The sequence below is a fragment of the uncultured Clostridium sp. genome (genome assembly GCF_963515715.1).
Classification (GTDB): Bacteria; Bacillota; Clostridia; order Clostridiales; family Clostridiaceae; genus Clostridium_AW.
This window is the reverse complement of the sequence record NZ_CAUPZS010000016.1, coordinates 1-24312: the sequence shown is the minus strand read 5'-3', so window position 1 is coordinate 24312 and position 24312 is coordinate 1. Positions and strand designations below refer to the sequence as shown.

Genomic DNA, 24312 nt, shown 5'->3' with positions numbered 1-24312 from the left:
AGCTTGAAGGACAAAAGCTATAAAACACTCAACTACAATATTACAAATAAATTTTTTCATGATGCTTCACCTCAAATCAAAAAAGTTACAAAGGTTAATAATATAACCTTTGTAACTTTTTTTATAATAATTCTTTTCTTAATTGCTCTGGAGATTTTGGTGATAGATATGTGAAAGGAATATCTAAAACAGTAAGAGCTCCCTTTCTTCCTTCCTTAGCCATTTTATAAACAGCTCTAGCATAAGCCACTAATACACTAGATGTAAATTCTGCATTGCTATCTAATTTTAAACCGAACTCCATAATTTGCTTTGTTCCATTTCCAGTATTCCCTGTACGTATAACAAATCCACCATGTGGCATGCCTGAGTGATTAGTTTTTAGTTCATCCTCTGATATAAAGTGTACTGTTGTATCATAGTCTGCAAAATAATTAGGCATATTTTTTATGTCTTCTTCTATCTTATGTAAATCTGCACCTTCCTTAGGAACTACATAACATACACGTTGGTGCTTTTCTCTTGTTGTAAACTCATAGTTTTCACCTGATCTAACTTTTTCTAATGTTTCTTCTATAGGAATGGTGTACTGTATTCCATTTTTTACTCCCTCAAGTCTTCTAATAGCATCTGAATGCCCTTGACTCACACCTTTACCCCAGAAAGTGTAATCTTTTCCATTAGGCAGTACAACTTCTCCTAGAAGTCGATTTAATGAAAATAATCCCGGATCCCAGCCTACTGATATAAGGCTTAATGTACTAGCTTCTTTTGATACATTATCTATCATAGAAAAATATTCAGGAATTTTAGCATGAGTGTCAAAACTATCCACAGTATTAAATTGAGATGCTAACATTGGTCCTTGCTCTTTTAAGTCTGTGGCAGAACCTCCACACAATATCATTACATCTATTACTTCTTTATAAACTTCAAGTCTTGATATATGAACTAGTTTTGAATTATTGCCATCAATAGTATTTACATCTCTTCTTGTAAAAATAGCTTCTAGTTCCATATCTGGATTTTGTGCTATAGCTTTTTCCACGCCTTTGCCGATATTTCCATATCCAACAATGCCTATCTTAATCTTTTTATCCATAGTATCCCTCCAACATGATTTAATGTGAAAATTATATACTAAGCTAGTATTACATACCCTAATATATAAGATTTTACCTCTTTGTATCAATATATATGCATTTTTAAAGGGTAGCCACTAATTATTAATATATAAATTATATCATAACTTGTATATTAATAATAATTTGCATAATTATTAAATTAAAGTAAAAAAAACTTCTTTTTATGTCGAAAGAAGGTTTTTTTTATTCTTTATAGGCTTATTAGATTACATAATTCATCGTCTTCTTTATTTATTCTCTTTACTATAGCATCAATTATGCTAGTAGTATCCTTCTTAAATGAATGTTATTTTTCTTAAAAATGAATCCTTTGATTCTTTAAGTCTAGAATATAAATGTTTATCTTCAGTTGTCATAAGTTATTTTATAACTTCTTTATGAATATTGTGTGGAGATTACAATAGAAAAGAGAAATTTTAATAAAGGATTTCATTAAAATTTCTCTAAAATTATTTAAATTCACTTTTAATTTATTCAATATTATATTTTTTTATATACCACATTTTTACTATCTGTGTTAAAAGTATATAGCAAAACAATGTGAGTGCTAATAATGGGTAATATAATATCGGTAATTTAGTAAACCCAAAAGCACTTGCAATTGGAGAATTAACTAAGAGCGTACCTAATAAAACTACTAATAAGGATGTTATCATAAGAGGTTTGCTAGCCTTACTTTGAATAAATGGTATTTTATTTGTCCTTATTACATGAATTATCAATGTTTGAGTAAATAGTGATTCTAAAAACCACCCTGTTTGAAATAAAGCAGGATTACTCCAAGCGTTAAACACATATAGCATTATAAAATATGTGGTGTAATCAAATATAGAACTAATTGGTCCTATATGAATAATATATCTTTTTATTTCATCTACTGCCCATTTTCTTGGCTTAGCTATCCATTCCTCATCTACCGAATCCGTAGGTATTGCAATTTGTGAAACATCATATAGTAAATTATTAGTTAAAACTTGAATTGGCATCATAGGCAAAAATGGAACGAATATACTTGCTCCAAGAACACTAAACATATTTCCAAAATTTGAACTTGCAGTCATCTTTATATATTTTACTATATTGCCAAATACCTTTCTTCCTTCTAATACCCCTTCTTCAAGAACAAGTAGGTTATTTTCTAGAAGTATGATATCTGAAGATTCTTTAGCAATATCAACCGCTGTATCTACAGAGATCCCTATATCTGATACTTTAAGTGCTGGTGCATCATTTATACCATCACCCATGAATCCAACTACATGTTCTCTACTCTGCAATGCTTTTATTATTCTTTCTTTATGCATAGGAGAAAGCTTTGCAAATACAGAAGTTTTTTCTGCTGCTTCACTTAATTCCTCATCAGACATTTCATCTATTTTACTTCCAAGAAGTATTTCATCTACAGGTAGATTAACTTCTTCACAAATCTTTTTAGTTACTATTTCATTATCTCCAGTAAGCACTTTCACTTCTACGTTATATTGATGAAATTTATCAATAGCTTCTGCTGATGTCTCTTTTGGTGGATCCAAGAAAGCCATAAACCCAAGTAATGTTAGGTTACTTTCGTCAGCTACAGAGTATTCTCTTTTTATATCATCAAATAATCTATAGGCTACCGCAATAACTCTAAAACCTTCTGAATTTAATTCTTTTATCATATTCTCAATTTTATCTGTCATTTTACCCATAAAAGGCTCAGTACCTTCTTTAGTTTCATACTTATTACACAAACTCAATACTTCTTCTACAGCACCCTTGCAAATTAATACATCTTCCATTCTTTTATTTCTTACTACAACTGACATTCTCTTTCTTATGAAATCAAATGGAATCTCATCTAATTTTTCATATTTTTCTTCAATATTAAAATAATCTTCTCCTCTGCCCTTATGTTGAAGAATAGCTGTATCCATAACATTTCTTAAACCTGTTTGATAAAAACTATTAATATAACCGTATTTTAAAACTCTTTCTGAGTCGCTACCATAAATATTTACATGCTTTTGGAGCACAACTTTTCCACAAGTTATTGTTCCTGTCTTATCTGTACAAAGAATATCCATGGCTCCAAAATTTTGTATTGCATTTAATTTTTTTACTACTACTTTCTTTTTAGCCATAGCTAAAGCACCTTTAGATAAGTTGACTGTAACAATCATAGGAAGCATTTCTGGTGTAAGTCCTACGGCTACTGCAATACCAAATAGGAATGCTTCAAACCAATTTCCTTTTGTAATACCATTAATAATAAATACTACTGGTACCATGATGAATATAAATCTTATCATGAGCCATGTATATTCATTTACCCCTTTATCAAAGCTTGTCATAGTTCTTTCATTAGTCATCTTGCTACTTAATTGACCAAAATATGTTTGCCCTCCTGTAGTTAACACTACTGCAATAGCTGTTCCACTTTCTACATTAGTACCCATGAAGCATAGATTAGGATTTTCCAGTGGAGTATTCCATTTGCCATCTACAATATTTTTTTCTACAGGAAGAGATTCTCCTGTAAGTGCTGATTGGTTAACAAACAAATCCTTTGATGTTATAAGCTGTACATCAGCAGGTATCATATCTCCCGATGCTAAATGGATAATATCACCAGGGACAATCATTCTAAGAGGAACTTCCTTTTGAACTCCATCTCTTATAACAGTAGCTGTTGTGCTGACCATAGATTTTAATTTTTCTATTGAATTATCTGCTCTTACTTCTTGAACAAATTTTAACACTACCCCTAAGATAACCATAAAAGCCATCACTGCTGCAGCTATTGAATCTCCTGTTATATATGATACTAAGGCAAGTACAGCTAATAATATAACTAGAGGATTCTTTAAATTTTCAAGCAACTTAATAAATGTTGACTCTTTTGCTTCACTACCTACCTCATTATATCCATATTTATCTATTCTATTTTCTACTTCTTCTTCAGTTAAACCATTAAGAGAAGTATTTAATTTTCTTAATATAGGATCAATAATTCTATTATCAATTGAATTAGTTAATTTCTTTAATACCATAACTACACCTCCATTTTCTTTTAAAATAAAGACATTAATACTGCAAATTATTTCACTTAATACTATCTAGTATATTTATTTCCTATTAACCCTTGTAAGATACATGTATTTAAAAATGGCAACAGGAAACTAAAGGTTATTCAATATATTTTTTAACCTTTTAAACTAAATAACTATTTAATTTAAATTAATTTGAGAATTAATTTACCAAAGAAACAGTGAAGGTAATATAGATTTGAAAACTAAGAAAAGTTATATATAAAATGAAAATAAGTTGTATATAATAGCTTTGATTAAACCCTTAGAAAAAAAGAACAGAGTTTAATATTAAATATTTTATTTTTTATATAACATATATATTTCCCTTCACTGCCAATACTACTGGCGTCAGGCTCCATTCTTTTCACCTCCGATTATCTTTAAAATATAAAAAGCCTCCATCAAGCTCGAACATGACGAAGGCATTAAAAACACACTTTCCCGTTCAAGCTTTGGCTCTGCAAGGCAGTGTAGTTGCATTAGATTAAGCCTTCTTTCTTCGGCCAAACCTGCTAACCAGTTCAGAATGTTTCCATCCTTTTACGGCAGCAACCCATATCCTTGTAGTAACCTCACCTACCGAGGCTCTATTTAATTACATTAACATTTTATGCTTATAGCTTGCAAATGTCAACACTTTTTTCATTGATATTAAATTTTATTGTTATCTAAATCTATTTTTCTTAACTTGTTTAATATGTCTTCATCCTTTATATATTCCTTAATTTCTTTTTCATCTACCCATTTATAATCGGAATGCTCAAAGGAAATTGTAACATGGTCACTCTCACTAATACAAAAATAGTTTAATCCTATATATTGTTTGTATTTATTAAGCATGGTAGTCCAAGTATATAATATACCTTCAATTTTTATAGCTAATCCTACTTCTTCGCCTATTTCTCTTATGAGTGCATCTTCTGGTCTTTCACCAAAATCTATTTTACCACCTGGGAACTCCCATTCTCCAGGGCACACATCATCATTGTCTGAACGTTTTACGATTAATAATTTATTTTTAAATTTAATTATACCTTTTACAACCACCACAATTCTTTTCTCCATATAAATTTTACTCCTTTTCCATACTGTATATACAAAAGCCGTAAATAAAATGTATAATCTTGCATCTCATTTACGACCTTTACTTTAAAATATTGAGTTTATATCATACGTCCATTCTTAAATTCTCCCATGAAGGTTTCTCCATTAGGTTCTATAAGCATACCTTTTCCTTGTCTTTCATCATTCTCCCATTGACCTATATACTTTCCACCATCATTCCAAATAAAAGTACCCTCTCCATGTCTTTGGTCGTTTTTCCACTCGCCTATGTAAATTTCACCATTTTCCCAAGTATATATACCATATCCACATTTCATGTCATTTTCCCAATGACCTACATAACTTTCTCCGTCATCCCAAGTGTATATACCATGGCCATGTTTTATGTCATTTGCCCATTCACCAATATATTTTTCCCCATATGTCCAAGTATGTGTTCCTTGTCCATGCATCTTATCATCTTTCCACTGTCCTACATATTTACTTCCATCATTATAGAAATAAGTACCTTCTCCATGCATTTTACCATCTTTCTTCTCTCCCACATAATTGCCACCATGAATATGTGGTTTTGATTTTATATTTGTATTTTTAATTTTACTACTTACTATGTTTGCTTTTTTTATATTTTTTATCATAGTCTAAACAATTCCTCCTTCATAAGTTAACTATTATTTTTAAGTATTGCCTTATTTTCTATATAACATATCTATATGAGGAATATCACCCTCTAAATATTCCTTCGACACTTCTTTAAACCCAAGACTTTTATAGAAATTAATTAAATAGCTTTGAGCATAAATCTTGATTTCCTTTTCCTTTAAGCTTTCTTCTATAAAATTAATAGCTTTTAATACTAACTCTCTTGCTATTCCACTTCCACGATAGCTTTCATTGACCAATACCCTCCCTATTGATATCTGATCATAGGAAACACCTTTATCTAATATTCTTAAATATGCAATTATTTCTCCCTTTTCTTCTAGAAATAAATGATATGAACTTTTATCTTTGCCATCACAATCTTGATAAGGGCAATTCTGCTCTACAATAAAAACTTTATTTCGTATTTCTAGTATCTTGTATATTTCATCTACATTTAAATCTTTAAATCTTTTTAACTTAAACTCCATGTATTATTCCTCCTATATATCTATTATAGTTTTACTATAAGGAAATGTATAGGCATAGTAAATACTAAAATAATACATATGCTTTATAAATATTTAAAATTAACTGTATGTTTATCATTCTCAAAAGTTAAAATTGCCATACTTATAGGTAATTTAAATCTTCTAGGTCCCGCTCCCCCTGGATTTATATATAGTATATTATCCTTTTCTCCTTCATAGGCTTTATGAGAATGTCCAAATATGACTATATCAATACCCGCAGTTTTAGGGTCAATGTCCATAGTGTTAATATCATGGACAACATATATATATTTACCTTCTACCTCTACTATATCTGAGAAAGGCAACTCTTTTTTTAGCTTACCCTTATCGCAATTACCCCTTACAGCCACCACAGAACAAATCTTGTTTAACTCTGATAACACTTCTTCTTTATCAATATCCCCAGCATGGATTATCAATTGAACATCTTTAAGTTCTTCAAGAAATTCCCCTCTTAAAAGTCCATGGGTATCTGAAATAATACCTACTTTCTTTACTCTCATCTATTTCACCTTCAATCACTACTTAATATTATATTTTAAATAAAACAATCCACATTGTCGATATTTTTTTATCAACAGTGTGGATTGTTATTATGTTACTATAATTATTTAAGCATATTATATTTATCCATTATCTTGGCTCCTATCTCTGGATTAAGATTCTTTATATCACTTAAATAAATCAATGTGCTCCCTTTATACCTTTGAACTTCCCCAACCAAAGCTACCTCATAACAATTTCTTAAAACATTTATTACACAATTATCAAAATGATTTTCTCTACAACTTCTACATTGATTAAGAATATCTGCTATAGCAATAATTAAATTATTTTCATCATATACTTTAGTGTCCACTAAGGGAATGTTTTCACATCCATTTTCCACATAACTAACACTATTCTTCAAGCAGTTCTTCACACCCTCTTTTGAATAGGCTATTAAACATCCATCTTTACTACAACTCTTACACTTTTCTTCCGTTAAACAACAATTTCCCAAGTTTGTTATTAGACTATCAAAATTTATTTCATTAGCTAAAATCCCCATAATACTCATCCTCCAGACTTTAGTTACAGATATATTTTTATAATTAATTCAATATACCTTACTAACTATACACTAACAAAAAAAACCAAAATAGTCAAGATTAGTTGTCAATGGCTAATTATTATTAGTTAGAAGATTATTCTAACATCAACTCTTGAATTTATAAGTTTATCCTCAGTAAATTTATTTATCTTGTCTTGAATATCTGATAGATTCATCTATATATTCCTCCTTTAGAATACCCATATGAATAATATCATGCCAAATACCTTTTCTAAATAAACTCTGTCGAGACTTTCCCTCGTATTGAAATCCTATTTTTTCATACAATTTTATGGCTTTTTCATTAAAAGAAAACACTCTAAGGTATACCCTGCGTAGGTTCATTTCAAGAAACCCATAATCAAGTAACAATCTCATTGACTCCGTAGCATAACCCTTTCCCCAGTAATCCTTCTCTCCAATATCAACTATACATTCAGCATTACGATTTTTATAATCAATGTTTGTTAATGAGATGATCCCTATTGGTATTTCTATTTTCTTTTCAAGAATTATGTAACTTTTAGAAGAGTCAGAACCTAATATCACCTGATTTACAAATTCCTTTGTCTCTTCCATATGATACATATCTAAAAAAGGATTGGTAGACACCATGACTTCCATATCATTTCTCCACTTATGATAAAGTTCTGCATCATCTGAAGTCATTTTTCTAAGCTTAATTTTTGAAGATTCAAATAGCATATCAATCACTCCTTTATATAATTATTCTTCTTTTATAGGACAAAGCATTTTTTCTAATGAAAAAATCAAAGTTGTAAGCTGTTCCTGAACATTTGTTACCTTTGAACCTAGTTGAAACGTATCTAACATTAAGCCATTCAAAGAGGATATAAAATAACGTGCTATAGATTCTGGAGGTATGCGAGGCTGAAACTCACCTTTATCTGTTCCCTTTTGAATAACAGCACTTATTGCCCTCACAGTTATCTCATAACGCTCTTTTATATAGGGAAAATTATCCTTATCTTTTATGTAATTTGATGAAAGAAAAAACTCTGCTCTAGCAAGTAAAAGAGAGTTATTAATTGCCTCTATACTTTTTTCCTGTTTTTTTATCCATTTAGTTAATTGACTCCACATCAAAGATTTATCATCTGGTTCAAAAAAATATAACATTTCCTCATCATCAAATCTAAGAGCCTCCATAAAAACATGATCAATATTATTAAAATAGGCATAAAGTGCACCTCTTGATACTCCAGCTTCATCCATAATATCTTGCATTGTAGCATGTATATATCCTTTTTTAATAAATACTCCTCTGGCCGCTTGCAATAATTGAATTTTCTTTTCCTTTTTATACTCATCACTTACTTTTGGTGACATAATTGCCTTCACCTCCTTTTTTATATACTTTTACTAAAGGCTAAAGCTGAAAATATTAACTTATTTTATTCAATCTCAAAATAAACCATAATATAATTCTTTAGATGTATTATATACCATTATAAACGATATCAGTGTCGTTTTCAATATTCAAAATAAATAATTTTAAAATACTCTTATACATTTCAAATGAAGTACTTAATGCAAAATAATAAAAAAGGGTAGAGTTTAGATTTTGTTTATCTAAACTCTACCCTCATTAATATTTACCCTAATTCTTCTACTTTTACATTATATTCTTCACCACTTACCTTTAATAGAAGTTTACTAGTTTTAACAATATTTTTATTAATGCAAGTTTTTTTAATAGTAGTAATACTTTCTTCCATTTTTTTAAGTAATTCCTGAGCTTCATAAATGCTTATCTTTTTAAATCTAATAGAGTCGCCAGGTTTTGCTTGTGCTATTTTAGGAAGATCTATAGAAATAACATTTGCAATTTTTGTATATCCACCAATAGTTTGTCTGTCTACCATCATAATAATTGGCTGTCCATGGCTTGGAATTTGAATAGCACCAAAATTAATACCATCAGATATAATATCTCCACCATTGATATGTTCAATTGCTTCTCCTTCTAGTCTATATCCCATACGATCACATTCATTAGTAACCTTATATGCAGTAGATAAAAATTTATCCAATCCCTTTTGTGTAAAATAATCATCTTGAGGTCCTAAAACAACCCTTACCTCAAAATCTTTTGGATAGGTAGGAATATATTCATCAGGCAATTTTCTATACTCAATAGAAGTTAAGCCCTCTTTTAAATCACCTATTTTAAAAACATCTCCTGATTTTAAGCTCTTTCCATGAAGTCCTCCAATCTTAGCTTTAACATAAGTAGACCTACTTCCCATAACTTTTTCAACTTGTATACCACCTGCAAATCCTATATAACTTCTACACCCATTTTTAATACCATTAAAAGCTAATATATCTCCTTTTTTTACATATACACTTTCCCACATAGATATGGGTTCACCGTTTAAAACCGGGTCTAAATCTCCCCCTGTAATAGCAATTAAAGAGTCGTCCATAAATTCTATTTCAGGTCCTAATATAGTCGCTTCTAAGAGGGCCTCATTTTCATTATTTCCTAATAAAATATTAGCTATTCTATGAGAAAAACTATCCATAACTCCTGAAACAGGGACACCAAATTGCTGATAACCATATCTTCCATTGTCTTGTATCAATGTTAAGAGTCCATGATTTTTAATTTTTATCTCTCCCATTATGCCCTCTTCCCCCTTTCTTTGATATAAGTCTTATATTTATAAGTTCCATTATTTACAGCTTTCTCTATAGTTTTATACTGATTTTTAGAAATAGGTACAAATTTAATATAGTTACCTGCTTTTAAAAGTATTGGAACTTCTCTATTAGGTTCATAAAGTTTTAAGGGTGTTCTACCGATCAATTGCCATCCCCCTGGGCTATCAATAGGATATATTCCCGTTTGGCTTCCTGCAATTCCTACAGATCCTTTATCAATTTTTGTTCTTGGTTCCTTTAATCTTGGTGTAGCAATCTTTTCATCCATCCCTCCAAGGTAAGGAAATCCAGGTGTAAAACCTAACATATAAATAAGATATTCTTTAGAACTGTGTATTTTTATTACTTCCTCTACAGTTATTCCATTATGCTTGGCAACATTTTCAATATCCGGTCCATATTCTCCTCCATACACTGTAGGTATTTCAATAACTTCAGGCTCTGGTAAAGAAATATCCTCAAGTTTGTCTTCCAATAACTTTAATTCCTTTATTAAATCATCATATCCTATAATTAAAGCATCGTAATGAATCATTAAAGAACGATAGGTAGGAACAACTTCTATTATTCCTTCTATTTCGTTTGATTCCAAGGCAACCATCATTGATCTTACCTTATTACTTATATCTTCAGATATTTCATTACCATATTCGATGGTTAAAGCTTTATCTCCAGCTGTTAAATACTTTGTTTCCGTATACATTTTATTGCCTCCTAAATATTTATTTTCTAAAATATATTTGATAAAGACATTACTCCTGCATATCCAGCAATAACAACTATCAATATACCAAACAATAACAGCCAAGTAGGATGTTCATACTCTCCCATAATATCCTTCCTTCTAGAAGCTACTAACATTACACCTATAGTAATTGGCAATATTAATCCATTAAGAGCTCCTGCTAAAATAAGTAGATTTGCAGGTTTTCCTACGAATGCCACAATCATTGTGGAAAAAACAATAAATCCTACAATAAAGTATTTTTCATATTTCTCTATAAATGGGTGAAGTGTCTTTAAAAAAGAAACGGATGTATAAGCCGCTCCTATTACCGTATTAATGCTTGCTGATAATAATACAACACCAAATAGTTTATAACCTACCATTCCTGCTCCACTTTTAAAGGCAGAAGCTGCAGGATTCGAAGGATCCAATGCAATTCCTTTGCTTACGACACCTAACACTGCTAAAAATACTAAAACCCTCATAATTGATGCAATAACAATACCAAGAACAGCAGCATTTGTAATTTTTTTAACATTATCTATTCCTGTAATACCAGAATCAATTAATTTATGTCCACCTGAAAAGGTAATATATCCACCTACTGTTCCTCCAAGTAAGGTAACAATCGGCAGTAACAAGCCTTTAGGATTTTTAGGGGCAACACTTCTAAAAAGTGCTTCTCCAACAGGAGGCTGTGTCTTAATTGCCACATAAGCTACAATGATAATCATTAATATAACTAAAGTTCTTGTCAATTTATCTACTAGCGCGCCTGCTTCTTTAGATAAAAAAATCATACTCCCTATCAGTCCACAAATAATAGCACCATATTTTACATTAAGTCCACAAAGAACATTTAATCCTAAAGCTGCACCACCAACATTCCCAATATTAAAGGCTAACCCTCCTAGTGCAACTATAAAAGCAACAAAATAGCCAAGCCCAGGTACAACCTTATTTGCAATATCTTGTCCTCTCATACCGGACACACCAATAACTCTCCACACATTTACTTGAGCGCCAATATCAAGAATAATAGATAATAATATTACAAATGCAAAACTTGCAGCAAATTCACCTGTAAATTGAGCCGTTTGAGTTAAAAACCCTGGTCCTATAGCCGAAGTTGCCATAATAGTTGCAGCACCTATAAGAGCATTTATATTAGTAAACTTTATCTTTGAATTCTTTGCTACTTCCTCTCTTTTTGTGTCCATGGTTACCTCCTTCTATTCTATAAAGTTTGAAATTGCTGTCACTTCAATGCCTTCTTCTTGAAGCTTTGTTTTAATTTTTTTAACAAATTTCACAGCTTCCGGATTATCCCCATGTACACATATTGACTGAGCATTTATCTCAACATCCTCACCAGTTATTGATGTAACCTTTTTCTCCTTTACCATTCTTATAACCCTAGATATAGCAATATCAGCATCATGAATAACAGCACCTTTTTGTGATCTTGCTACTAATGTTCCATCAGCGTTATATGCCCTATCAGCAAACACTTCGTTAGCAACCTTTAAGCCTACATGTTTTCCTGCTTTAATTAGCTCACTATTAGCAAGCCCTAATAAAATAATATCCTCGTCCACTTCATATATAGCTTCAGCTGTTGCTATTGCCAGTGCTGAATCTTTTGCAGCCATATTATACATAGCTCCATGAGGCTTTACATGTTGTATTTTCTCTCCTTTAGCTTTTGCAAATGCCATAAGTGCTCCTAATTGATATTTTATATAAGCTTTCATCTCACGTGGATTTACTGAAATATTTCTCCTCCCAAATCCCATTAAATCTAGAAAACCAGGATGAGCTCCTACTGCCACTCCATTTTCTTTCGCTATTTCAATAGTCTTTTCCATAACCTCAGGATCTCCAGCATGCCATCCGCAAGCAATATTCACTGAGGTAACATATTTTATCACTTCTTCATCTAATCCTATCTTGTAATTTCCAAAACTTTCTCCTAAATCACTGTTCAAATCAACCTTAAGCATTTTAACCTCCCCCTTAATAATCACCTTTTTAAATATTAAACCGATGGTTTATTTATGCTTATGATATTACAACAGGGAAATATTCACTAAATTTTAATAATTTATATATAAAAAGAGCTAAAGTATTTTTTTAGCTCTTTAGATATTTTAAAATTACAAATTATTTGTTAAACTTTTATTTGGGATTATATCCTAAAATCTTAGATATTTCTTGAGCAGTTTTTTGTGTTTCTTTTATAATCAAAGGTAATGAATTATCATTAAATCGTTGCTCCGGCCCTGCAACACTAATAGAAGCCGCAACTTTTCCATAATAATCAAATATGGGTACTCCTACTGAAACGGTCTGGGGTTCTAATTCTCCGAAGCTAATAGTATAGCCTTGACTTCTACTTTCCTCTATCTTCTTCCATAGTTCTTCTTTATCAACAATAGTGGTTTCCGTATACTTTACTAAAGGCTCCTTATTTAAAATTTCATTTATATCCTCATCATCTAAAAAAGATAATATGGCTCTTGCACAAGCTCCACCACTTAAAGGTGCCGTTCTTCCTATCCTTGTAAATAGCCTTACAGGATGAGTACAGTTTAATTTCTCAATATAAATGGCATGATTTTCATCTCGCATAATTAATTGGACATCTTCATTAAGTAAATCTCTTAATTTTTTCATTAACTGAAGTGCAACTTCTTTCAACTCTATTGATTCAGATACAAGCATTCCTAGTTCAAAAAATTTCATACCTAGTTTATATTGATTTTGTTGTCCCTGAATATCAACTTTTTGTAAAAATCCATTTTTCTCAAAGGTACTAAGCAATCTATACACTGTAGCCTTAGGAATAGATGAATCTCTACTAATTTCACTTAATCCCCTAATAGGACATTCTCTAGTAAAATACTCTAAAAGCTCCAATGCTTTATCTAAACTGTTATTGATATTATTCTGTTCTTTTGACATTGCCTTCTTTATTCCCCCTTTAATTTGCACATATCTTATCTTAAAAATCCCGTTATATGATAGTTTACTCCAATATGGAAAAATTTACAATTCCTATCCATGTAATAAACCCACGCTTTACTTTACACTAATACGCTAATGCCGAATTATGTAAATATATTTAATTATCTTATTTTCATATAAGCAATATATTTTCCATCTGCGAGCATATAAATATATTAAACCGATGGTTCATTATTTAAATCAGATTAATAATTTGAAAGTTTATATATGGAAAGGGGGATTCTTATGTCAATACATGAGAGCATATTAGTGGCTTTATTTGTTATGGCTATAGTTTTTATTGTTCTTATAGCATTAAGTCTTTTTTTAAGTTTACAATCCAGTTTCTTTAATTCTCTTAAAGATAAAAAAGCCTTAAATATCATTACTCCAGATGAAAATACTCTAGAATTATCAACTACTGGAACTGATTTTTCAAATGTTGATGAAAAAACTGTTGCAATTATTATAGCTTCAATAAGCTATGCCTCTAATACTCCTTTAAATTCACTTAAAATCAAATCTATAAAACCACTTGATTTATAAATTACATTATTATTTTATAGGGAGGTAACACTGAAATGAAATATATCATTACTGTTGATAACAAAAGATATGAAGTTGAGGTAATAGGCAGTACTGGAGAAGAAGTCACTGTTAATAATGCACAACAGCCAGTTAAAGATACAAGCATAATAAGTGAATTATTAAAATCTCCAATGCCTGGCACAATTATAGATATAAAAGTAAATCCAGGAGATAGTGCTAAAAAAGGTGATACTTTATTTATACTTGAAGCTATGAAAATGGAAAATGAAATTACAGCCCCTAAGGGCGGAATTATTAAAGAAATTCGAGTTATAAAGGGAGCCTCTGTTGATACAAATGATGTTCTTGCCGTGATTGAATAGTAGGGAGGAGGATATATATGTCTTTTTCATTTAGAGATACAATTATAAAATTGTTAAATGAATCTGGTTTTGCAGCACTAACATGGCGACAATTAGTAATGATTATTATTGCTTTTGTCTTGATATATCTAGCAATCAAAAAAGAGTTTGAACCCCTTTTACTTTTGCCTATATCTTTTGGGGTTCTCCTAGCTAATTTACCTTCTACAGGGATAATGTCTAGTCCACTAGCAAATTCTTCGGAACCAGGGGGATTACTTTATTATTTATATTCAGGTGTTAAATTAGGAATTTATCCTTCTTTAATATTTCTAGGAATTGGTACAATGACAGACTTTGGTCCTCTTATCGCTAGACCTTCGAGTTTGTTTTTAGGTGCGGCTGCCCAATTCGGTGTTGTTGCGGCTTTTATTATCGCAATTGCACTAGGTTTCTCCCCTCAAGCTGCATCTTCAATAGGTATTATTGGCGGTGCAGATGGCCCTACTGCAATATATTTAACAACAAGACTCGCTCCAGAGTTACTTCCAGCAATAGCAATTGCCGCCTATTCTTATATGGCTCTAATACCACTTATACAACCTCCTTTAATGAGATTACTCACTACAAAGAAGGAGAGAGAAGTGAAAATGGAACAACTTAGAGAAGTATCCAAAGTTGAGAAGATAGTATTTCCTATAGTTGTAACGGTACTTACAGTCTTATTGCTTCCTTCTGTAGCGCCTCTTATAGGAATGTTGATGATGGGAAATCTATTTAGGGAGTCTGGGGTTGTTGAAAGACTTTCTACTACAGCACAAAACGAATTGATCAATATAGTTACCATTTTTCTTGGCACTACAGTAGGAGCCACTGCTAAAGCAGAGACATTCTTAACACCGGAGACCTTAAAAATTATAGCTCTTGGACTTCTTGCATTTGCATTCAGTACAATAGGTGGTTTGCTTTTAGGAAAGCTTATGTACTTTTTATCTGGTGGAAAAATCAATCCTCTTATAGGTTCTGCCGGAGTTTCAGCAGTTCCAATGGCTGCAAGAGTTTCTCAAATTGAAGGTCAAAAGGAAAATACTTCAAATTATCTTCTTATGCATGCAATGGGTCCTAATGTGGCAGGGGTTATAGGCTCAGCAGTTGCTGCTGGAGTACTTTTAGCTCTTTTCGGATAATAATATATAGTTATTCTCTTAAAAACAAGAGAGAAGGTCAGGTTTTTTCTCCTGATTTTCTCTCTTTATTTCAATAATCTCTTTCCGTTCCATTTCATGTCCTATAATTTAAATTGATGTTCAACTAAAGAATCAACATATTCTTTCGCTTCTTTTAAGCCAACGCCAGTAACTATTCTATACCTTTTAATTGCTTCAATCTTTTTGCCTTGTGAAATAAGACTTTTTAATTCAATATCTATATTCTCTTTAACTGTATCAGGCACTCCAATTTCTTTAGCAATCTTATCTAAGGTTATATTTATACGTGCAATATCCTTTCGCAATTGACTAACATTGCTTGATATACCTATCATTAATGCTGCTAGTCCCATTATGATAGCCCAAATAGTTGTATCGTTCATATCTTGTCTCTCCTCTCTATCCTTGATGATAAATAATTTCTATAATTACCTTCAATGCCCAGCATTAATTAATTATTTATCATATAATACTGATATGAATGTAAGTATATTATCAATTTACAATTATTATTGTATCATATCTAATTACATAAAATTAACCAAATTTAATATGCATTTCCTATTATTCACTAAAAATTGGACATGCTACATTAAAATCTGAGGATGTTAATACTGGTGTAACTTCTATAATACTTCATGAAGGAAATATATTTAAAGAAAAACTTTATGGTGCAGTTTATGCAATGAATGGTTTTGGAAAAACTATATGAACAGTATTAGTTCTTTTATCCGATGACTACCATCCGTAATACTCCCATCGCTTTTCTACAAGTGGGAGATATTAGAACTCTTGAGCTTCAGCGATTTAGAGTTCTTATGCTGTGCATAACGGATGCTACGTCCCTGGATAAGTTCTTCTAAGCTTCAGTTGGAGTAAGTATTCCTTTTAAGCAAACTCCAGCTGAAGCTAAGAATCACTTGATATTATTCCTTATTTACCTACCTTTACATAGTCTGAAATAGCCTTATAGGAAATAACTTCTTCCGTAATTGTTTTTAAACTTTGGTGCTTTACTATATCGTCACAAGTATTTTCTAAATTAGAAACAGTTGCCCTATATTGGGCTGAACCTAAACTTAATACTTCCACTCCTATATTAGATAACTCTTCTAATGAAGGTGTTCCTTCTGCCACTAAAATATTTAATGGACAAGGTAGATCCCTCTTTAATTTTAAAATCAACTCATAAGTTGAAGCGCCTGGGATAAATATATTATCTGCTCCTGCTTCATAATATAAAATAGATCGATTTAATGCTTCTTTATAATCATTGATCCCTAACCAATAAACATCCGTTCTACCATTTATGATAAATGACATATTTTGCTGATTAACATACTTTCTTATCGCTTTAATTTTTTCTACTTGAAATTCAATACTGTGTAATGGTTGTTCTAATTTATTAGTGCCATCTTCAATATTAATTCCTGCTGCCCCAAATGAAATAAGTGTTTTCACTATTTCTAATACTTTCTCAACAGAATCACCATACCCTGATTCAATATCAACAATAACAGGAATTTTTACAGCATTTATAATACTTTTCACTGTCTCTAACATATCATCTACAGGAATTTTCTCGCCATCCTCATAGCCACGAGATAATGCAATACCTGCACTAGTTGTAGCAATATGTGAAAATCCTTTTCGTTCAAAAATTCTAGCACTCATTACATCCCAAGCATATGGTAAAACCATTGTACTTTCTCTCTTCATCCTTACTCCTCCTCTACTATCTCTATAAAAGCTATTATATATTCTAAATATATCTATGGTCATTGAGATATGGACATATTATAATAAACTCACAAGGAGGGATACTTATGTCATCAGGAGTACCAGATATCGTCAAAGCAACAAAAATTTTAGCAGACCAATCTAGGGTGGATATATTAACGGTTCTAATGGACGGAAGATTTCATACAGTAAATGAAATTTCTAAATACGCTAAAGTAAAACCTAATACTACGTCATATCATTTAGCTAAATTTTTAGAGTTAGATTGGGTAGAATCAAGTAAAACTGGTAGATTTAAATATTATCGATTAAAGAAAAAAGAAATAGCAGCCATTATGGAAAACTTTATGTCTATTGCTCCTCGAAAAGAAATTAAATCTTTTAATCAAAATAGTGAAATGAAACAATTAAAACGATCCAGAACCTGTTACGACCATATTGCTGGTGAACTAGGTATACAAATTTTTAACTTCTTAATACAGAAAAAATATATACTAGATGAAAATGGAGAATTAACTTTAACGTTAGAAGGAGAAGGTTTTTTTAATAACTTAGGGATTCATATAGATAGTTTAAAATGTAAAAAAAGAAACTTTTGTACCTCTTGCATAGATTGGAGTGAAAGACAGTATCACTTGTCTGGAAGTTTAGGAAATGCCTTATACCTACTTTTTCTAGAAAAAGAATGGATTTCTCCAAATCCTAATTCAAGGTCATTAACCATAACCAATGAAGGACAAAAAAACTTAAACATTATCTTTTGTATAGGTTAGGAACTTTATAACTTGTTTAGTATCTTTTAACCCTCTTTCCGATAATGGTGTATTTAGCTTTTGTTTCACGTTTAAAAAATAATCCCCATTACTGATTGTTTTTTATCAACAATGGGGATAAATTTTTTAAATCAATGTGGATAACTATACTACATAACTTTATTCTTCTACAACTGTATTAATATATTCCTTTAAACTATTTGGTTTGTTAATTACCTAAATTTAGTCTAAATTAATTATCTGCCGCTTCTTTGTATAATCTCCAATTTCCATTAGGAAGATACAGTTCATCTTTTAATTCCTGTTCTTCTTTATAATTATACATATATGTGAGGGCAATTTCTTTAGAATTATCCTCTAAAATTTCTACTTCAATTGATACTCTGTTATACTCATTATTAGAATTTCCTTCTCCATAGTAATTTTCTAAATCATCTAAGTCCTTAACATTATTTTCCCAATCCATAACTTCAATTAGCTCGCCATATACAAAGTCGTTTCCTTTTATCATAGCTGGGTATCCTTTATTAACTAAATGATAAAGTTTACCTTTTACCCTTGCAGGTTGCCTTTTTAATACCTTTCCTACAAGGTACTTATCATAGTTAAAAAAATTCTCCATTAAGCTTCCATAAACAAAAACTTTTTTTGTCATACGATCGCCTCCTAACATATTTTGCCTAATGTAATATTTAAATCTTCCTTATTTTCCACTGCTGCTTTTATTGCAAAAGTTAACCCTTCACCAATTTTATCAAGATCCATAAATGGTGTGTTTTGTTTTGTTATAACCTGTTCAGCAATATAAGGAACATGAATAAACCCACCTTTTATATTTGGATACTTTTTATTGATTAAATAAAGTAATCCATACATTGTATGATTACAAACAAAAGTCCCTGCTGTATTAGACAAAGATGCTGGAATGTTATTACTCCTCATCTCTGATACCATTGCCTTTATAGGTAGATTTGAAAAATAAGCATTCTCTCCATCTTCAAAAACTTTTTTATCAACAGGCTGGTTTCCTTCATTATCTTCAATACGTGCATCATCAATATTTATTGCCACTCTTTCAACTGATATATCAAATCTTCCACCTGCCTGACCAACACAAATAACTATATCAGGTTTATGATTAGTAATTAATCTTTCAACTTCTTCAATGGATTTTTTAAATACTGTTGGTATTTCCGCTTTTATAATTTCAGCACCTGATACTTTATCATCAATTTTTTTAACCGCTTCAAAAGATGGATTTATTTTCTCTCCTCCAAATGGGTCAAATCCTGTTATTAATACTTTCATTCCATTCACCTCCGAAAATATAACCAAAGGAAATTAAATTCCTATAATTTTAAAAAGCCCAAAAATACATTAGAATAATATGAATAATAAGTATTGCTATTGATACTGGAGCTTGATACTTAATAAGTCCATACTTTCTATCTTCTATTTCAAGTATAGCTGTTGGAACTATATTGAAATTTGCAGCCATAGGAGTTAACAATGTTCCACAATATCCTGCACTAAGTGCAAGAGTTGAAGCTATAGCTGGGTTTGCACCTTGAGCAAATACAAATGGTACTCCAATACCTGCAGTTATAACCGCAAATGCGGCAAATGCATTACCCATAATCATAGTGAATACTGCCATTCCCACACAGTATGCAATAACTCCAAGAAGTATATTTCCCTGTGGAATAACTGTCTTTATTCCATTAGCAATTACATCTCCAACTCCAGCTACTGCAAAAACAGAACCAAGTGCTGCAAGAAGTTGTGGAAGAATACTTACAGGCCCTACGATTTCAAGAAGTCTCCTACCATCTTCAGCCATTTCACTAACTTTTCCTCTGGTAATTACAAGTGCAAGTATTAAGGCTACTACAACTGAAACTCCCAAAGCTACAAGTGAACCAATCTGTTGTGTCCAAAATTGCGCCACAATAAAAGCAACTATTGCAAGGGCTACTGCAGGTATAAATATCTTATTTCCTATTAAATTAGCATTTTTTTCTTTAAATTCCTTAGATGATTCACTAAATTTATTATATTTTACAAGTTTAAGTGCTGAAATTATAGACATTAGTAAAACAAGATATCCTATGATTGTATCATTTATAAATATGTCTTTATTCCCCCATATGAGTCCAATCCTACTAAATGTGAAGATGAATGCTAGAATACCCCAGAAAAGTGCAGTAGGAAGCTTTGAAGGGTGGTTTTTATCTTTTATAGTTACATATACTGAAAAAAAGCAGACCATACCAATTAAAATATACATTATCTCTGTTAACGAATCCTTTAACATAACTTCACCCTCCTAACCTATTGTTTATCATCTTGAGATTTTGGTTGTGATTTATATTTTTTATCAAATTTCTTATCATAATATAGAAATTGTATAGTACCTATAACCATTATAGCTAGTGCAATAGGCAATGAAGCTTTAGCAACATCAACTGCTTCAACTATATATCCTTGCTCCTTCATAACACCAACAATTAAAAGAACTCCACTAGATGCAACAAAGAAATTCTGACCAAAGAAATTACCATAATTTTCAACAGAACCTTCAAGACCCTTTATGGTTTCAATATCTTCTTTGTCAATTTTTCCATATCTACTTTCTCCAGCACCCATTGCCATTGGTAATATAAGTGGTCTTATAAATTGAACATGACCTCCTATTCTTATACCAAACATTGCTGCAACTGTTCTTATTACTAAATATAGTGATGTCAATCTTCCTACAGTTGCAGACTTAAGTTTACTAATTAAATAAGCTGCTCTTTCACGAAGACCATATCTCTCTAAGAGTCCTATAACAGGTAGAGAAATAATAAATATTGACATATATCTATTTTCTACAAATGCCCTTCCAAGTGTTGTCATAACATCATTAAATGACATTCCAGATACAAGCCCCGTAGCAATTCCTGCAAAAACAACAACTGCAATAGTATCTAGTTTCATAATAAAACCTATCAAAATAATTAAAATACCAATTAACTTTATCACTTTATCAAATCTCCCCTTTGTATTTTTATATTATATAATACCAAAATATAAAATTTATTTTTGTATTATACGCTACAAAAATAAATGTTTTTTGTAATATTATAAATATTGTTTATTTTTTGTATCAAATAAACTCTGTGAATTAATAAACCACGCATGAATACAGAATTATGCCTAAATCAACTATGTGGCTTTGGAATTGGGTTTATTATTTGGGAGTAATTTAATATATCACTAAAAAATAAAGACTACACACTCTCTAAATAAATGAGAATGTATAGTCTTTACGCTTTTATATTCTTTTATCATTTATATACTATACTTCTCTAAGCATAGTATATCTCTAGTTATTATTTTGATTCAATTTTCTTCTAAAGGGTTTAACTTTTTTACAAACCTATAAAATTTTTTTGTAGGTGTTAAAAAGTTTGATCATTTTATTTAATATATCTTTTTTTGTCCCGTAGATAAATCAGCTGTACTGAAGTATCCATTTCTTATCTTTACTTTGCCTTCTAGGTCTAATTAATCTTTTATAAGAAGAAAACGTGGCAAATATGTAATTTTCCATGTCTGAGCCACGTTTTTATCCTATTGCAGTTTTTACACGAATCGTTTCCGTACCCCTAAAAAGGTAAAGGGAGCTTAATGCCATAACGTTGCTATAAAATTATAAGTCAATGTAGTTGCTAGAGTATTATACAGGGGAAATTCACATGGAAATCATAGAGCTACAATCACAGGCTAAATAAGAAAAAAAGAGCTTCCTTATGAAGACTGTTTCATCCTTATGTATCCTGTGAAGATATCTATTTATTAATCATAAAACCCTAAAATCTTTCATACTTTCTCCAAGAATATAGTGTGAAAACCACATCAAATTCTGCTTCATAATAGCCACATTAATTCCTGGCTGATCAGAACTATATGCCATTCCTTTAAATATAATTAATTCTGTATCAACTTCCATATCCCTTAGGCCTTGATATAGCTCATATGCATTTGGAACTGGAACCCCTTCATCCTTTTCACCATGTTGTATCAAAGTGGGAGTGCAGGCTGATTTAATGTATGTCATTGGTGAAGTTTTGGTATATATCTCTGGATCATTCCATGGATTATCTCCTAAATAAATCCTAATAGATTGAGGTATATCTGTATTTACATAATAGGTAATCCAATCACTAATTCCACCTCCCACTGAAATAGCCTTAAATCTATCACTATATGTAGAACAGAAAGCTGATATATATCCTCCTTGGCTCCATCCCATAACCCCTACTCTATCCTTATCTGCAATCCCCTTGTCAACTAGTTTATCCACTCCAGATATAACATCATTGTAGTCACCAATTCCCAGTTTTCTATAGTTTGCTTTTAAGAATTCATTACCATAACCAGAACTTCCCCTGTAGTTTGGTTCTAAAACTATAAATCCTTTTTCGACAAACTGTTCAATAGGATATTTCTCATTAAAATAGTCTAAAAACATTGGAAAGGATGCCCAGGCCGGACCACCATGGATTACCACTAATAAGGGGTATCTTTTATTTTCGTCTAACTCTACTGGGGTAGATAAAACTCCCTCTATTTCAAGACCATCACTACTTTGCCATGAAATTATCTCCTTTTTACTTTTAAGCTTTCCTTTAAAAAAGCTATTTTCATTCGTTATCTTTTTATCGTCTAAATAGATTTCAAAGGTTTCATTTATTATAGCCTTATTATAGGATATATGATTTCCATCCTTTGTTATAGAAGCATCCATTATAAAGCTATTTACTTTTTCGCTGAACATTTCCACATTGCCATTCTCAGATAGCAACCCAATAAGATAATTAGTTTTATTCTGCCATCTAATTAAAATTCCTTTAGCTGTCCACCGTAATGGAATTACCGTACTATCAAAATCCGTTAAAGGTTGAATTAGCTCTCTACTGTTAATATCATATATCTCTAGTGTACTGTCTTCTATATAGGTCTTATAGTAATCCTTCTCCCTTATGCTTGCTGAGTAACATATTTTACTACCTTCAGGAGAAAAGCAAACGCTCCCTCCCAACAACTTGTCTATATTCATCTTTTGTAGTTCTCCAGCTTTAATATATAGTATATATAGATCTCCATTAATATAATCTTCCCCGTCTGGGCTTGGTGTAGCCATAAATACAACCTTTTTCCCATCATTTGAAATATCAAATTCATAGATATGAAAGTCTTTACCATCAGTTAGTTGACAAACAACACTATTTTCGTGTTCATCTTTATCATTTTGTATCACTTTTTCTATTTCAATGTAATATAAACAATTATTCTGGTATTCCTTACCTATATGATGGAAATCTCCATATAGTTCCTTGCGTTTCTTTATCACCTCAGATTCTTTACACTGTGCAACATAATAAAAACCCTTGCCAGTAGGATCCCATTTGAATTTACTTACCCCTTCTTTTTCATTAGTAATTTGAACCCCACTAGAACCATCTATTGACTTAATAAATATCTGGTTTTTCTTATTATCCTCGTCACCAACTGGGCTAAGATATGCGATATCTCTAGAATTTGGAGACCATAATGGGTACGTACTTTCTATATCCCTAGTTGTTAATGGGTAACATTGCCCCTTATCTTTTTCATATATCCATACATGATTCCCATATTTATTGTCTTTCCAGTTAGCTGTCTTCTTGACAAATGCTACGTTTTT

26 protein-coding genes and 1 riboswitch are annotated in these 24312 nt (G+C 31.1%); of the genes, 5 read left to right on the top strand and 21 right to left on the bottom strand.

Annotation, left to right across the window (positions count from 1 at the left end):
• Positions 1-121 precede the first annotated feature (121 nt).
• From RYO54_RS11960 to RYO54_RS11895, 14 genes are all read right to left on the bottom strand, one after another.
• Positions 122-1102: a diaminopimelate dehydrogenase gene (locus RYO54_RS11960; RefSeq protein WP_315118933.1), complete on the bottom strand. Its 981-nt coding sequence runs from the start codon at positions 1100-1102 to the stop codon at positions 122-124.
• A 513-nt stretch (positions 1103-1615) separates the two neighbouring features.
• Positions 1616-4177 (bottom strand): magnesium-translocating P-type ATPase, encoded by a 2562-nt coding sequence (gene mgtA, locus RYO54_RS11955; RefSeq protein ID WP_315118931.1) that lies wholly within the window; start codon positions 4175-4177, stop codon positions 1616-1618.
• A 468-nt stretch (positions 4178-4645) separates the two neighbouring features.
• Positions 4646-4807: riboswitch (M-box (ykoK) riboswitch) on the bottom strand.
• Between the two features lie 60 nt (positions 4808-4867).
• Positions 4868-5281: an NUDIX domain-containing protein gene (locus RYO54_RS11950; RefSeq protein ID WP_315118929.1), complete on the bottom strand. Its 414-nt coding sequence runs from the start codon at positions 5279-5281 to the stop codon at positions 4868-4870.
• A gap of 98 nt (positions 5282-5379) precedes the next feature.
• A complete protein-coding gene (locus RYO54_RS11945) occupies positions 5380-5919 on the bottom strand; it encodes a phosphatidylinositol kinase (protein ID WP_315118927.1) in 540 nt (179 codons plus the stop codon).
• 51 nt (positions 5920-5970) lie between these two features.
• Positions 5971-6414: a GNAT family N-acetyltransferase gene (locus RYO54_RS11940; protein WP_315118924.1), complete on the bottom strand. Its 444-nt coding sequence runs from the start codon at positions 6412-6414 to the stop codon at positions 5971-5973.
• An 83-nt stretch (positions 6415-6497) separates the two neighbouring features.
• Positions 6498-6959: a metallophosphoesterase family protein gene (locus tag RYO54_RS11935; protein WP_315118921.1), complete on the bottom strand. Its 462-nt coding sequence runs from the start codon at positions 6957-6959 to the stop codon at positions 6498-6500.
• A gap of 104 nt (positions 6960-7063) precedes the next feature.
• A complete protein-coding gene (locus tag RYO54_RS11930; protein ID WP_315118919.1) occupies positions 7064-7507 on the bottom strand; it encodes a hypothetical protein in 444 nt (147 codons plus the stop codon).
• 183 nt (positions 7508-7690) lie between these two features.
• Positions 7691-8254, bottom strand: coding sequence for a GNAT family protein (locus RYO54_RS11925; protein WP_315118916.1), 564 nt, complete (start codon positions 8252-8254; stop codon positions 7691-7693).
• A 21-nt stretch (positions 8255-8275) separates the two neighbouring features.
• The gene (locus tag RYO54_RS11920) at positions 8276-8899 is read right to left on the bottom strand and encodes a TetR family transcriptional regulator (RefSeq protein WP_315118914.1); all 624 of its coding nucleotides are present in this window, start codon (positions 8897-8899) and stop codon (positions 8276-8278) included.
• A 266-nt stretch (positions 8900-9165) separates the two neighbouring features.
• Positions 9166-10197 carry a biotin-dependent carboxyltransferase family protein gene (locus RYO54_RS11915; protein ID WP_315118912.1) on the bottom strand — a complete coding sequence of 344 codons (1032 nt, stop codon included), beginning with the start codon at positions 10195-10197 and terminating at the stop codon, positions 9166-9168.
• Positions 10197-10940, bottom strand: coding sequence for a 5-oxoprolinase subunit PxpB (gene pxpB, locus RYO54_RS11910; protein ID WP_315118909.1), 744 nt, complete (start codon positions 10938-10940; stop codon positions 10197-10199). Before pxpB ends, RYO54_RS11915 begins: the two co-directional genes overlap by 1 nt.
• A 26-nt stretch (positions 10941-10966) precedes the next feature.
• The gene (locus RYO54_RS11905) at positions 10967-12184 is read right to left on the bottom strand and encodes an NRAMP family divalent metal transporter (RefSeq protein WP_315118906.1); all 1218 of its coding nucleotides are present in this window, start codon (positions 12182-12184) and stop codon (positions 10967-10969) included.
• A 12-nt stretch (positions 12185-12196) separates the two neighbouring features.
• The gene (locus tag RYO54_RS11900; protein ID WP_315118904.1) at positions 12197-12967 is read right to left on the bottom strand and encodes a 5-oxoprolinase subunit PxpA; all 771 of its coding nucleotides are present in this window, start codon (positions 12965-12967) and stop codon (positions 12197-12199) included.
• Positions 12968-13142: 175 nt separating this feature from the next.
• Positions 13143-13928 carry an IclR family transcriptional regulator gene (locus RYO54_RS11895; RefSeq protein ID WP_315118901.1) on the bottom strand — a complete coding sequence of 262 codons (786 nt, stop codon included), beginning with the start codon at positions 13926-13928 and terminating at the stop codon, positions 13143-13145.
• A gap of 288 nt (positions 13929-14216) precedes the next feature.
• On the opposite strand from RYO54_RS11895, the gene RYO54_RS11890 reads away from it, so the two are divergent.
• From RYO54_RS11890 to RYO54_RS11880, 3 genes are read left to right on the top strand one after another with little or no spacing between them, the layout of a single operon-like run.
• Positions 14217-14516: an OadG family transporter subunit gene (locus tag RYO54_RS11890; protein ID WP_315118898.1), complete on the top strand. Its 300-nt coding sequence runs from the start codon at positions 14217-14219 to the stop codon at positions 14514-14516.
• Between the two features lie 35 nt (positions 14517-14551).
• The gene (locus RYO54_RS11885) at positions 14552-14881 is read left to right on the top strand and encodes a biotin/lipoyl-containing protein (RefSeq protein ID WP_315118896.1); all 330 of its coding nucleotides are present in this window, start codon (positions 14552-14554) and stop codon (positions 14879-14881) included.
• A 17-nt stretch (positions 14882-14898) separates the two neighbouring features.
• Positions 14899-16047 (top strand): sodium ion-translocating decarboxylase subunit beta, encoded by a 1149-nt coding sequence (locus RYO54_RS11880; protein ID WP_315118893.1) that lies wholly within the window; start codon positions 14899-14901, stop codon positions 16045-16047.
• 101 nt (positions 16048-16148) lie between these two features.
• On the opposite strand, the gene RYO54_RS11875 is transcribed toward RYO54_RS11880, so the two are convergent.
• Positions 16149-16451: a ribosomal protein L7/L12 gene (locus tag RYO54_RS11875; RefSeq protein ID WP_315118891.1), complete on the bottom strand. Its 303-nt coding sequence runs from the start codon at positions 16449-16451 to the stop codon at positions 16149-16151.
• 167 nt (positions 16452-16618) lie between these two features.
• On the opposite strand from RYO54_RS11875, the gene RYO54_RS20205 reads away from it, so the two are divergent.
• The gene (locus RYO54_RS20205; RefSeq protein ID WP_399549448.1) at positions 16619-16780 is read left to right on the top strand and encodes a P1 family peptidase; all 162 of its coding nucleotides are present in this window, start codon (positions 16619-16621) and stop codon (positions 16778-16780) included.
• Positions 16781-17001: 221 nt separating this feature from the next.
• Here the strand turns inward: RYO54_RS20205 and RYO54_RS11870 are convergent, their stop codons facing one another.
• Entirely contained in the window at positions 17002-17787 is a 786-nt protein-coding gene (locus RYO54_RS11870; protein ID WP_315118889.1) for an isocitrate lyase/phosphoenolpyruvate mutase family protein, read from the bottom strand.
• Between the two features lie 107 nt (positions 17788-17894).
• Here RYO54_RS11870 and RYO54_RS11865 point away from each other — a divergent pair, with 107 nt between their 5' ends.
• Positions 17895-18581 carry a winged helix-turn-helix domain-containing protein gene (locus RYO54_RS11865; protein ID WP_315118886.1) on the top strand — a complete coding sequence of 229 codons (687 nt, stop codon included), beginning with the start codon at positions 17895-17897 and terminating at the stop codon, positions 18579-18581.
• Positions 18582-18813: 232 nt separating this feature from the next.
• Here RYO54_RS11865 and RYO54_RS11860 read toward each other — a convergent pair whose 3' ends face one another.
• The 5 genes from RYO54_RS11860 to RYO54_RS11840 all read right to left on the bottom strand — a co-directional run.
• The gene (locus RYO54_RS11860) at positions 18814-19236 is read right to left on the bottom strand and encodes a gamma-glutamylcyclotransferase family protein (RefSeq protein ID WP_315118884.1); all 423 of its coding nucleotides are present in this window, start codon (positions 19234-19236) and stop codon (positions 18814-18816) included.
• Positions 19237-19247: 11 nt separating this feature from the next.
• Positions 19248-19889 (bottom strand): pyroglutamyl-peptidase I, encoded by a 642-nt coding sequence (gene pcp, locus RYO54_RS11855; RefSeq protein WP_315118881.1) that lies wholly within the window; start codon positions 19887-19889, stop codon positions 19248-19250.
• Between the two features lie 49 nt (positions 19890-19938).
• Complete coding sequence (locus tag RYO54_RS11850) at positions 19939-20895, bottom strand: DUF979 domain-containing protein (protein WP_315118879.1); 957 nt, start codon at positions 20893-20895, stop codon at positions 19939-19941.
• A 17-nt stretch (positions 20896-20912) separates the two neighbouring features.
• Complete coding sequence (locus tag RYO54_RS11845; RefSeq protein ID WP_315118877.1) at positions 20913-21605, bottom strand: DUF969 domain-containing protein; 693 nt, start codon at positions 21603-21605, stop codon at positions 20913-20915.
• 820 nt (positions 21606-22425) lie between these two features.
• Positions 22426-24312: S9 family peptidase (locus RYO54_RS11840; protein ID WP_315118876.1), on the bottom strand; the 1887-nt coding region annotated here is incomplete at its 5' end.